Genomic DNA, 11,662 nt, shown 5'->3' on the forward strand with positions numbered 1-11,662 from the left:
CTCGCTGGAACAGGGTTGAGAGCTTATGGTTACTTCAGAACTGCGTGTTGGCGAGGCTGTTGCCGTTCCACTCGGACTCGGCCTGGTTCCAGAGCCACGACAGGATCTCCGAACCGTCGACGACGACAGCTGGATCCCATCCGAGAAACGGAAACAGGCCGGGCACGGTGTTCGCATTGATGCCGTGCAGTTGCGCATAGTTCGCGACGTCGTTCGGACTCAACGGCTCGTGATAGTCGAAATCCGGATTGTCAGCTACCGTCACGGCCTCGCCCTTGAATGAACGCGGCGTGACCTTGCCTTGTAGCCGCGTGTACATGGCCGGGTTGTGCTGCACATTGGGCGGCGAGAGCGGCGCTCTCGGGGCGGGCGGGAGCAAGGCCGTGCAGCGCGCCACGAGGTATTCGCCGAGCGCCGTGCCGAGCACGTGGCCCGCGATACTGTCGACGGGGAAATGCACGCCCGCGACCGTGCGGTTGACGGCCACGCGATACGCCTGCCGCATCGCCTGCTGATAGAAGACCGTGCCGAATTGCTGATTGAACAGCGCGCACAGCACGACGGCGACGATGAACGCCTGCGTCGAATGCCCGCTCGGCATCGAGCCGTGTCCCGGCGTCTGGATCATCGGCTGCACCTGCGACGAATATTCGATCGCGCGCGGCGCGGCGATCGCGTGCTTGAAGCGGATCTCCGTGAAGATCGCGAAGCGCACGGCCATATCGAGCAGTTCGATGGTGCGCGGCGTGCGGCTCGGATGCAGATAGATCAGCATGCCCCAGAACGCGTGCTGCGGTCCCATCTGGCAGAGTATCTCGGCCATGCGGTCGTCACGCAGGTCCGAATAGAAGTCGAGCCATTCCGCCTGCGCCTGGAAGACGAGCTCGGACGGCCGGCTCAGGTTGACGATCTTCAGGCCGTTCCCGCCTCCCGATGGCCGATGCCACAGTTGCGCACGCTGAACGTTCGCCGCGGCGTCGGTCTCTATCGAGAAGCGCACGTTGGACAGCAGTTCGAAATCGATCGCTGTCGCGCGGACCCACGGCTCCCAGCGCCATAACTGCCGATAGTCGTCGAGCGGCAGGAAACGCTGAAGATCGTAGTTCAGCGTGGCGTTCTGAGGCGTGCGCCAGCTGCCGACAATGCCGTCGCGATGACCGATCATCGCTTCAGCAAACAGCGGCCCGTCGCACGGTACGCCGCCTCCGCCCTGATCGTAGACACCGCCCGCCCCGCCAGCGCCGCCCGCTCCACCCGCCCCGCCTGCGCCTCCTGCACCACCTGCGCCACCTGCTCCGCCTGCGCCTCCTGCACCGCCCAGTCCGCTCACGATAGGCCTCCTCTCTCAGGGATCCCGCACCGCATCGACGCCTTCTTCTAGGCCGGCAAGCCTGCCTGCCGTAACGCTTCCGACCAGATTTTCCCGGTCTCGTACGCGCCGCTCGGCGAACGGTCGAGATAGCTCTTGACCGTGAGCGTCGGGTCGAGCACGAGCACGTCCTGCACCGTTTGCCGCGCTGCTTCGAGGTCGCCCAGCAGCGCCTGCGCGATCGCCAACGCGCGCAACGTCGACGTGTTGGTACGGTTCACGCGCAGCGAGCGCTGCGCGAGTTCGACCGCGCGTTCGTAGCGTCCCGCCGACAGCGCCGCCGTCGCACCGAGCGATTCATAGAAGTAACGCAGCGGATCGAGCGGCGAGAGGCGCAGCGCGCGCTCGGTTGCATCGACGGCCTGTTCGCCCTCGCCTTCGAAGGCGAGCAGCGTGCCCTTGAGAAGCCACGCAAGCGAGTCGTTCGGATTCACGTCGAGCGCCTTTTCATAGCGCCGCTGTCCCACGTCGAGCTGCTTGAGGAGATTCGTGTGCACGAAGCCGTCGATCGTCAGCGCGAGCGAGCAGTCGGGATCGGCATCGAGCGCGCGGCGCGTGCAATCGAGCGCGGCCAGCGCCTCGCCCGCGCGGTCGTCGGTCCAGCCGCGATTGAAGCGCAGCACGTGCCATTTGCCGAGCCACGCATGCGGCAAGGCCTGACGCCGGGCGCGTTCGATCAGCGCTTCGAGCATGTCGCGCGCGCGATTGAAGTCGTGCGAGACGCCGCGATGCATCAGCACGATCGCGCTCATCAGCAGCGTCGAGCTGGCGAGCGACGGCAGCGCCTGCGAGCGTGCGCGCTGCAGTTCGCGGTCGATGATCGCGCCGCTCACTTCGGCGACGATGCGGTCGATCAGTTCGTCTTCGCCGAGCATGATGTGCGTTGCGCGTCCCTTGATACTTTGCGTCCACAGGATGTGTCGCGACTTCGCTTCCGCCAGCTCCGCGACCAGCACGATCTGATCGCCCCACGAACGATACGCGCCCGACAGCACGTAGCGTGCGCCGAGAAAGGCGCTGATCTCGTCGAGCGTCGCGTCGCGGTCGCGAAACGCAGTGGTCGACAGACGCGAGATCACCTGCAGTTCGGCTGTGCGCGACAGCGACGAAATGATCTCGTCGGCCATCACTTCGCCGAGCACCTGCTGCTCCGCTTCGCCGCCGCGCGACGCGAACGGAATCACCGCGATGGTCGGCCGCAATTCCGGCAGAAATGCGGCACCCGGCCCGATCACGGGACGCGGCCCCGGCGGCCCGATCCGGTATGCGCGCACCGGCTGGTCGAAATGCTTCAGATGGCATTCGCCGAGATCCTCGATATCGGCGTCGAGTTCGGGCGTCAGCTGATCGCGCACCTGCGCCGACACGACGATCTCGCCGGGCCCCGCAAGCGTGTAGAGCCGCGCAGCCAGATTGACGCCGCGCCCATAGACGTCGCGCTCGTCTTCGTAGAGTTCGGTGACGTGCAGGCCCATGCGCAGCAGCATGTGCGTTGGGGGTGGAAGACCTGCGTTGGTTTCGTTCGACGCGCGCTGGATCGCGAAGGTCGCCGCGACGGCATCGCGCAGTTCGACGAACGTGACCATCAGTCCGTCGCCTTCCGTGCGGATCAGGCGGCCGCGATACGTCGGCACGATAGCGTTCTCGATGTGTGCCTTGTATTTGCGCCACCGTCCCGCCGCTTCGATTTCGTTGTCCTGGATGAGGCGGCACGACTCCACGAGATCCATGAACAGGACCGTACGAACGACGCGCGCGAGCCCATCGGATGAGCAGGAGGAATCTGCAGTCACGTTATTCCAGGCCTTTAAAGCGTACGTGGAATCGGCTCGCGAACCGCGTTGCCGTATTCGCGCAATCCTTGAGAACGCATCGCAATGCAGTGGCCACGCGTGCACATGCAATGCGGCGTTGGGCGGATCGAAGTGCGGATGGCTCGCATGTCGCCCGTCGCCGCGAAAGGCACGCCCGACGGTCATTTCAACGTGCGATTGGTATGTGTTATAGATCAAAAACTGCCGTTTAAAACGGCCTTTTTTCTCGAATCGGCGCGACGCCGCTCAAAGCGGATCGACAACGTAGCGATTGATATCGGGCATGTACATAAACCGCTGCACACGAAACTAGTTTTTCACGCGCAGCTTGTCGGCTTCGAGCCGGCGCGTGATCAGGTGTATCAGATACGTGGCGAATTCCGGATCCTGATAATAAAGACGCATGGCATCCGTGGCCGAGACCATCAGCAGTTCGCAATCGCTGACGCAGCGCGCCGTGCAGGTGCGCCGGTGATCGGGCGAAAAGAGCCCGATCTCGCCGAGCACTGTGCCTTGCCCGACTTCGAGTTCGATCTCCAGCAGACTCACCCTGCCGCGTACGACGTAATACAGCGCATCGCTAGGATCGTTCTTGCGGAACAGCACTTCACCCGATCTGAAACGTGTCGGCATCGTGAACGCAAGCAGCCTGCCGACCGAAAGCTGGCCATCCAGCGCGTGATGCAGCTGCGCGTCGCCGATCTGCTGCAGACGTGCGGCGGCCACACTCGCCTGCCCGCGGCTGCCGACCTTCAATGCTTTAAAGACGGTATACAAGTGCACCTTGACGGTGCCTTCCGTGATGTTCAGCTGCTTCGCAATCGACTTGTTCGTCTCGCCGCGCGCGGCCAGCGCAAGCACCTGAATTTGCCGCGGCGTGAGGACATGAGGCTTTGCATCGGACGATGCTTCTGCGGACGCCTGAGCGGAAACGTCGGATGCGGGCGCATCGTTCGCTGGCAAACCCGGCGGGAGCGCTTCCAGCACGAGCGGCGCCAACGCCGGATAGCGGCTGCCCGCCAGCACGAGACGCAGCGCATCCAGCAGCGCCCGGCCCGATTCCGATTTGTCGAGATGTCCTGCCACGCCCGCCGACACGAATTGCTCGACCGTCTGCGGATCGACGGCCGTCAGCAACACGAGCACGGGCAGCCCGGCCGACAACCGCCGCGATGCCGTCGCCACGCTGAGCGCGTCGGGCAGATAGTCGCCGTCGAGCACGATCAGATCGGCGGGCTCGCCGTGCTCGAACACGTCCGACGCGTAGTCGGCGCACCGCACGTCGACCTGCTCGCCAAGATCGGCGAGCAGACGCGCGACGCCATCGCGAAACAGACCGCTCGGAGCGACGAACAGAATCAGCATGCTCGCTCCTTTGCGGTTGATCGACGGTCCGTGCGCTGCGCGCAGCCTGCCTTTGATATGAATAAAGCAAGCACACCCGCTGCTAACCGTTATAGCCCACGCAACGCGATGCGTGTTGCGCGCCATGCCCATCGTTCGGCCTTGCGAACGCGTGTCAATGCGCGAACGACTCGACGATCCCTGCCGCCGCGCACAGCAGCACGATGAGCAATGGCCGCACATTCCAGCGCGTGAGCAGGATCAGCGCGATGACGGCGACGGCGAAGTCCGTGGCGGACAGCACGGCGCTCGTCCACACGGGCGAATAAAACGCGCTCGCCAGCAGGCCGACGACGGCCGCATTCGCGCCCGCCAGCAGCGCCGCCACGGGAGGACGCGCGCGCAGCGCCTGCCAGTGCGGCAGCACGGCGATCACCAGCAGCAGACCGGGAAGGAAGATAGCCGCTGTCGCGCACAGCGCACCGAGCGCATGTTGCGATGCCGGGCTCATGATCCAGCCGAGGTACGACGCGAACGTGAAGAGCGGGCCAGGAACGGCCTGCGCCGCGCCATAGCCCGCCAGAAACGCGTTCGCCGGGATCCAGCCGCTCGCGACCGTCGCCTGCTGAAGCAGCGGCAGCACCACATGGCCGCCGCCGAACACGAGCGCGCCGGATCGGTAGAACACGTCGGCGATCCTGAGCATCCACGCGGAAGGAAGAAACGCTTGCAGCACAGGCAAGCCGGCCAGCAACGCGCAGAACAGAACGAGCGCCACGGCGCTCGCGGCGCGCGGCAGAGCAAAGGCGTGTGCATCGTGCGACACGCCGCGTGTAGCCGCCGCCGGGGTCCGGCAGAACATCAGGCCGAGCAGCGCGCCGCCGCCGATCACGATGATCTGCGCGTACACGGTATCGAGCACGCACAACACCGCGAGCGCCGCGAGCGCGATGGCTGCGCGCACACGCTCGGCACACAGGCGCCGCGCCATGTCCCAGATGGCCTGCGCAACGACGGCGACGGCGACGAGCTTCAATCCGTGCACGAGGCCCTGGCCGAACGCATTGTCGAGCAGACCGGCGAGGCGCGCGAAGCCGGCCATCAGGATCGCCGAAGGCAGCGTGAAGCCGAGCCATGCAGCCGCGCCGCCCCACCATCCCGCTCTCAGCAGGCCGATCGAAAAACCCACCTGGCTGCTCGCCGGTCCGGGCAGGAACTGGCAGAGCGCGAACAGATCGGTGAAGGTCGTGTCGTCGAGCCATCGCCTGCGCTCGACGAACTCGCGGCGAAAATAGCCGATGTGCGCGATCGGGCCACCGAAGCAGGTGCAGCCGAGCAGCAGGAATACACGCAGCACTTCGAATGCGCTGCCTGCGCGCGTCTCGCGACGCGACGTGCTTTCACTTTCCATAGAGGTGATCGACGGGTGTAAGGTCCGATGCCATTCGGACGGAGCGCATCACTCTATCGCAAACGGCTTTCGTCGTGATGAGTCCACACGCGATGAAGCGGGCTGCCGTGCCCGCTTCATCGCCTTGCGCCCGACAGGCTCGTCGCGCTCACCTGAGATCGACGGTCACGAAGCTGCGCGCGTGATTGCGCTGGATCAGCAATGCCGCCTTCTTGCCCGCCTTCGCCGCGAGCGACGCGAGTTCATCCTGCGACGCGACCAGCGTGCCGTTCAGCGACAGCACCACATCGCCCGGCTTGATGCCCGCACTGCCGCCCGTTCCCGCGACGTCGTCGACCATCAGGCCTTGCGGCAGTCCTGTGCTGCGCCGTTCGTCGTCTGTCAGCGGATGCATGCTGAGGCCGAGATGATCGAGCGCGCCGTCGTCTGCCGTACCTGCCGTCGCGGATTGCGTGGGCGCCGTCATGGCGATCATCACCGTCATCTGCTTGCGATTGCGAATCAGCTTCACGGGCACCTTCGTGCCCGGCTGCGCAGCCGCATCCTGATCGGGGAAATCCGCGAGGTCGGCGCCATGCTCGATCGGCTTGTCGGCGACCTGCACGATCACGTCGCCCGGTTTCAGTTTGCCTGCGGCGGCAGGACTGCCCGGCTCGACGGCTATCACCAGCGCGCCCGCCGCGCGCGGCAGACCGAACGCGCCAGCAAGGCCGGGATCAACGTCCTGCACCTGCATGCCGAGCGTGCCGCTCGCGGCTTTGGCGTCCTTGTCCTGCGCGTGCAACTGCGCGCGCACCTTGTTGGCCATGTTGATCGGGATCGCAAACGTCAGGCTCTGGAAGCGATCGCCGTCGGCATAGACCTGCACGTGAATGCCGACCACTTCGCCCGCACGGTTGAACACCGGGCCGCCCGAGTTGTCCGGGTTCAGTGCGCCCTCGGTCTGGAAGAACGGAAACTTCGTGCCATCGGAGAGCGTCCGCGAAGTCGCGCTGACGATGCCCGCCGTCACCGTGTTCTGATAGCTGTCGGGCGAACCGATGGTCAGCACCTGCTCGCCGACGCGCACACGCGTCGAGTCGCCGAGCTTGACGACGGGCAGCTTCGTCGCGTCGATCTGGATCACGGCGACGTCGCTTTGCGCATCGACGGCCACGACTTTCGCCTTGAACTCGCGCCGGTCGGTCAACCGCACGGTCACGTCGTCCGATCCGTCGACCACATGCGCCGTCGTCAGAATCAGGCCGTTCGGGCTGACGATGAAACCCGAGCCCACACCCGATATCGCGCGCGGCGAACTGGCCTGGCCGTCTTGCGCCTGCGGCATGGCCTGCCGGAAGAACGCGAACAGCGGGTCGTCACCGTCGATCGTTTCGGAACTCGCGCCCGAAGCGGACGCGGGCACGGCTGGCACTGCGGGCGCCGCCGCTTGCGGCGCCGATGCGGCCAGCGGCTTCTCCGGCAAGACTGCGCGGATGTTCACGACGGCGGGTCCGTAGCGCTCGACGATGGCAGGGAAGTCCATCGGCGCATTCGCGTTCGCGGGCGCCGCGCGCTTCTCCTTTGCCGGCGAGGATGCCGGTACGGCCGCGGATGCCGCGGCAGCATGCGGCGCGATCGCGTTGGCATAAGCGACGGGATAACCGGCGAGACATGCCGTTGTCACGGCAGTGCAAAACCAGATATGGGACGAGGTTGAGTGAAACACAGCGCACCTCCATGGCGGTCGTGATGCCTGGCACTGTGAGGAAATTATTTCGCGTGCCGCCGCTGTCGACTGTGACGCAGCACACCGAAGAATCCGAAAAGAATGGGAACCCGGACAGCGAGTGAGAAACACACAGCCACGCGAGCCCGCCGCGTGCGCGGACGGTTGCGATCGACCCTTTGTACTTGTCGGATGGGATCGAAGCCTGCGTGTGTTCCGGTAGCATGGTTGCCCGCGATGGACGGTCGGGGACGCGAACCACTCGCTCGCATGCGGGCCGCGCGACGGCATGGCCGACGCGATCGACGCAGCGCTCTCCCTGCTTCATTTATAGAGAGACTGCAGAGAAATTGCAGCGAGTACAAATCCTGGCATGCCGTTTTCGTCTGTGTCAGTTGCGTCGACGCAGCGCGCGTTGCCTGCCTCGCGTTGTCGCGATGCAATATGCGCTGCGCCGCTTCCCGCGGTGCTTCGCAATAGAAATGATCGAACGGCGCACAATAGGACGATGCGCCGCGCCTGCGGCGCCAACCGTCATTGCGAGGCCGAGCATGGAGACGAAACTGACCGCCCGACTGCCCACCGTCGACGTGGAAATCACACGCCGCAACCTGCCGGAGCGGAATGCGGAAAGCGTCACGATACACATCACGGCTGTGCCTACCCTCGAAGCCGCCGCGCGCTGGTTCGTGCAGCCGGATCTTTTTACGCTGGCGTCGCCGCTGTCGATGTTCTCCATGTGGTCGATGTGGATGCGCGCGTGGCAGCCGTGGCTGCCGTCCGTCGTCGCGACCGTTCCCGCTTCCCGGGAACACGAGAAGCAGCAGCTGACGGAAGACCCGCATCGGGCAACGCGTGACTGACGACGCAACCGCGGATTCCGCACGAGGAGGATCGAACATGCGCGCGATGGTTTTCGATGGATCGAGCCCGACGCTCGCCGAGCGCCAGTTGACGATGCGCACGCCGGCGCCGGGCGAAGTGCTGATCGACGTGCTGGCGTGCGGCGTGTGCCGCACCGATCTGCATGTCGTGGATGGCGAGCTGACCGGGCCGAAGCGTCCCGTGATACCGGGCCACGAGATCGTCGGGCAGGTTGCGGCGCGCGCGGCGGATGTGACGGCCTTCGATATCGGCGACCGCGTCGGCGTGCCGTGGCTCGGCAAGACGTGCGGTGTCTGTCCGTACTGCGCGAGCGGACGCGAGAATCTGTGCGACGCGCCCGGCTTCACCGGCTATACGATCGACGGCGGCTACGCGGAACAGGTGATCGCCGATCATCGCTATTGCCTGCATTTGCCCGAGCGCTACGACGACGCGCAAGCCGCGCCGCTGCTCTGCGCGGGTCTCATCGGCTATCGCACGCTGAGCATGGCGGGCGATGCGAAGCGCGTCGGCATCTACGGCTTCGGCGCGGCGGCGCATATCGTCGCGCAGGTCGCCCGTCATCAGGGCCGCGCGGTGTACGCGTTCACGCGTCCCGGCGACGATGCCGCGCAACAGCTCGCGCGCAGGCTCGGTGCGGCGTGGGCGGGCGGCAGCGACGAAGCGCCGCCCGAACCGCTCGATGCCGCGCTGATCTTCGCGCCCGTCGGCGCGCTCGTGCCCGCCGCGTTGCAGGCCGTCGTCAAGGGCGGCATCGTGGTCTGCGGCGGCATCCACATGAGCGACATTCCCGCGTTCCCGTACGCGTTCCTGTGGGGCGAGCGCCGCGTGGTGTCGGTCGCGAATCTCACGCGCGCCGACGGTGAAGCGTTCATGAAGATCGCCGGCGACTTGCCGCTCGATATCGAAGTGACGCGCTATCCGCTCGCCGACGCGAACCGCGCGCTGGATGATCTGCGCGGCGGCAAGGTGTCGGGGGCGGCCGTTCTGATCGTGCGCTAAAGTTTTAAAGCCGGGTGCCGATAATCACTGATAGCCGACAGTGAGCTTATCGACCTCCAATAGCCGCCCAGCGACTCAAGCTTCACGGCCGGATGCCACCACTGACGGCAGCCAGCGCCCCGCAATCCGCCCGGCGCGTCGAAATGCAGGGCTTTCGACACGGCAACGTCACTACGATTAAAGAAGTCGATACTTCGCGCACCGACGATCAGATCATGCCTACGTTTGACCTGCGTACCGTCATGTTGATGGCATCTGTGATGCCAGGACTGATGGCGGTAGTGATGTTTGCCATAGGAAGGTCGTTTCCCAGGAACATCCATGGCGTGGCGCAATGGGCGCAGGGTTCACTTGTGTTTTCGGCTGCCGCGTTTCTCATGGCGCTGCGCGGTGCGCTCCCGGATTGGCTCTCCGTGATCGGCGGCAATATATGCATGGTCGGCAGCATAGGACTCTGGCTCATTGGCAGCCAGCGCTACCTCGGCCGGGCCGCATTCGTCCGCCTCGTCTCAGCGATGGTTGTGGTCGATGCGCTCGTCCTTGGCTGGATGACGTATATCGACTTCAATCCTTACGGCCGTTCGATGTGCACGAACGTCATTCTTGCACTGCTGTTCGCCCTTCTCGCCTATGAACTGCTGCGATTCGGGCGTAAAGACAGCGGCGCGAGGGTCGTTGGGTTCATGTTCGCCATTGAGACGCTCATTGCCTTGACGAGGATCGTGACGTCGCTGGAACCCGGCTCTGCGCGCGAAGGGTTATACGCGCATGATCTCGTGCAATTGATCTACCTGAGCAGTGGCGCGTTCATGTCGCTCACCATCACGGTGGGCTTCATGCTCACCGCGGTCAACAGGCTTCGGATTCACCTCGAGCAACTTTCTCTCATCGATCCGCTCACTGGCCTGCTCAATCGCCGGGCTCTTCTGGACACCCACACGTTGGCGCGAGGAACGCCTCGCCGCAGAGGAACCCATCTCTCACTCCTGCTGATCGACCTGGACCATTTCAAGAACGTTAACGACAAATACGGTCACTTGATGGGTGACGCCATCCTGATCGACTTCGCCCAAAAGGCTGCCCTCTCGCTACCTCAGGAAGCGCACTTTGCGCGCTGGGGCGGAGAGGAGTTCGCGGTGTTCTTCCCATGCGAGAGCATCGATGAACCGCTGAATCTCGCCCGCGAACTGCAGGCACGAATCGCGTACCGGGGCGATTCGACTTTGCCTTCGTACACCTGTAGCATCGGGATCGCTTTTATCGACATCTCTGAAGCGACAATCGAACGACTATTGAAGCAGGCGGACGGCGCTTTGTATCGTGCGAAACGCAATGGTCGCAACCGGGCGGAACTCGGATCAGAACCCGTCGCCGTCGAAACCTGATTCAGAAACGTACGACGGCACCGCGAGCGAACCGGGGCGACCGCAACGCGCGAACGTATGTGCAGGGACGGTGGATGGACGCGTCGTGATGGGACCCGATTGATGCGTCGTGGGCTCGACCGTCCGCAGTCCTCGCCCAGCGGGATCACGACACGCAAACCTGGCGGGCAAAGCGGCGGCCCGCTGTCCGCCGAAAACGCACACGAACTCGCCGAACGGCTCATGCCGCGGTAGCGGACGACACGCGCCCGTCGATCTGCCAGCCAGGGCCTCCCGGTGCATTCTTCGGGCGGGAGTCGTTGCCGCCGCAGCAGCCCACCATTCGAACCTGCTACTCACCTCCGAAGTAGAGCTGCTTCATTTCGTCCGTCGTGGCTGGACGGCTGATAGCGCGAGAGCCGGATACCGATGCGCCTGACGTCACGCCGCCATAACCGGTTGCGCCGTTTTGGGCCGATACGCGCGCCTCTGCCGCCTGGATGTCCGCCGGATAACCCGGATCTTCTCCTTTGGCCGGGTCATAACCGGCCTGCTCCAGCTGCTGCAACTCAGCACGGACTTGTGCACGCGTGGGTGACGCATCCGTCTGACAGAGTGCGGCGACCGGCAGCGCAAGCGCCGATGCCGCGACGATTGCGAGAGCAGTTGATCTCATGGTGACCTCCTCGTGGATGCCAGGGTCGCGTGATACGGATGCATGGCTCGATCGCTGGCAATCGAAGTCTAGGCGGCCAAGCCTTCAAC

The 11,662-nt window shown here is 64.8% G+C and carries 9 protein-coding genes; 3 read left to right on the forward strand and 6 right to left on the reverse strand.

The features are described from left to right. Nucleotides 1-34 precede the first annotated feature (34 nt). From FRZ40_RS37410 to FRZ40_RS37430, 5 genes are all read right to left on the reverse strand, one after another. Nucleotides 35-1,330: a phosphatase PAP2 family protein gene (locus FRZ40_RS37410; RefSeq protein ID WP_240057454.1), complete on the reverse strand. Its 1,296-nt coding sequence runs from the start codon at nt 1,328-1,330 to the stop codon at nt 35-37. A gap of 47 nt (nt 1,331-1,377) precedes the next feature. After that, a complete protein-coding gene (locus FRZ40_RS37415; RefSeq protein ID WP_028364268.1) occupies nt 1,378-3,162 on the reverse strand; it encodes an adenylate/guanylate cyclase domain-containing protein in 1,785 nt (594 codons plus the stop codon). A 330-nt stretch (nt 3,163-3,492) separates the two neighbouring features. Next, complete coding sequence (locus FRZ40_RS37420; RefSeq protein ID WP_147237548.1) at nt 3,493-4,548, reverse strand: LuxR C-terminal-related transcriptional regulator; 1,056 nt, start codon at nt 4,546-4,548, stop codon at nt 3,493-3,495. Nucleotides 4,549-4,702: 154 nt separating this feature from the next. Continuing rightward, nucleotides 4,703-5,938 carry a chromate efflux transporter gene (chrA, locus tag FRZ40_RS37425; protein WP_147237549.1) on the reverse strand — a complete coding sequence of 412 codons (1,236 nt, stop codon included), beginning with the start codon at nt 5,936-5,938 and terminating at the stop codon, nt 4,703-4,705. Nucleotides 5,939-6,086: 148 nt separating this feature from the next. Further along, a complete protein-coding gene (locus FRZ40_RS37430) occupies nt 6,087-7,646 on the reverse strand; it encodes a trypsin-like peptidase domain-containing protein (RefSeq protein ID WP_147237550.1) in 1,560 nt (519 codons plus the stop codon). 551 nt (nt 7,647-8,197) lie between these two features. On the opposite strand from FRZ40_RS37430, the gene FRZ40_RS37435 reads away from it, so the two are divergent. The 3 genes from FRZ40_RS37435 (at nt 8,198) to FRZ40_RS37445 (ending at nt 10,918) form a co-directional block, all read left to right on the forward strand. Next, entirely contained in the window at nt 8,198-8,509 is a 312-nt protein-coding gene (locus FRZ40_RS37435) for a hypothetical protein (protein WP_147237551.1), read from the forward strand. Between the two features lie 37 nt (nt 8,510-8,546). Beyond that, complete coding sequence (locus tag FRZ40_RS37440) at nt 8,547-9,533, forward strand: zinc-dependent alcohol dehydrogenase family protein (RefSeq protein WP_147237552.1); 987 nt, start codon at nt 8,547-8,549, stop codon at nt 9,531-9,533. A 92-nt stretch (nt 9,534-9,625) separates the two neighbouring features. Further along, complete coding sequence (locus tag FRZ40_RS37445) at nt 9,626-10,918, forward strand: GGDEF domain-containing protein (protein ID WP_240057455.1); 1,293 nt, start codon at nt 9,626-9,628, stop codon at nt 10,916-10,918. A gap of 331 nt (nt 10,919-11,249) precedes the next feature. Here FRZ40_RS37445 and FRZ40_RS37450 read toward each other — a convergent pair whose 3' ends face one another. Then, on the reverse strand, nt 11,250-11,573 hold the full coding sequence (locus tag FRZ40_RS37450) for a DUF4148 domain-containing protein (protein WP_147237553.1): 324 nt from the start codon (nt 11,571-11,573) through the stop codon (nt 11,250-11,252). Between the last annotated feature and the right edge of the window lie 89 nt (nt 11,574-11,662).

The organism is Paraburkholderia azotifigens, assembly GCF_007995085.1.
Taxonomy (GTDB): domain Bacteria; phylum Pseudomonadota; class Gammaproteobacteria; order Burkholderiales; family Burkholderiaceae; genus Paraburkholderia; species Paraburkholderia azotifigens.

Bases quoted from the DNA above. Each gene is read 5' to 3' on its own strand.
- FRZ40_RS37420 (WP_147237548.1), bottom strand. From the start codon at position 4,548: ATGCTGATTCTGTTCGTCGCTCCGAGCGGTCTGTTTCGCGATGGCGTC.
- chrA (WP_147237549.1), bottom strand. From the start codon at position 5,938: ATGGAAAGTGAAAGCACGTCGCGTCGCGAGACGCGCGCAGGCAGCGCA.
- FRZ40_RS37435 (WP_147237551.1), top strand. From the start codon at position 8,198: ATGGAGACGAAACTGACCGCCCGACTGCCCACCGTCGACGTGGAAATC.
- FRZ40_RS37440 (WP_147237552.1), top strand. From the start codon at position 8,547: ATGCGCGCGATGGTTTTCGATGGATCGAGCCCGACGCTCGCCGAGCGC.
- FRZ40_RS37445 (WP_240057455.1), top strand. From the start codon at position 9,626: ATGCCACCACTGACGGCAGCCAGCGCCCCGCAATCCGCCCGGCGCGTC.
- FRZ40_RS37450 (WP_147237553.1), bottom strand. From the start codon at position 11,573: ATGAGATCAACTGCTCTCGCAATCGTCGCGGCATCGGCGCTTGCGCTG.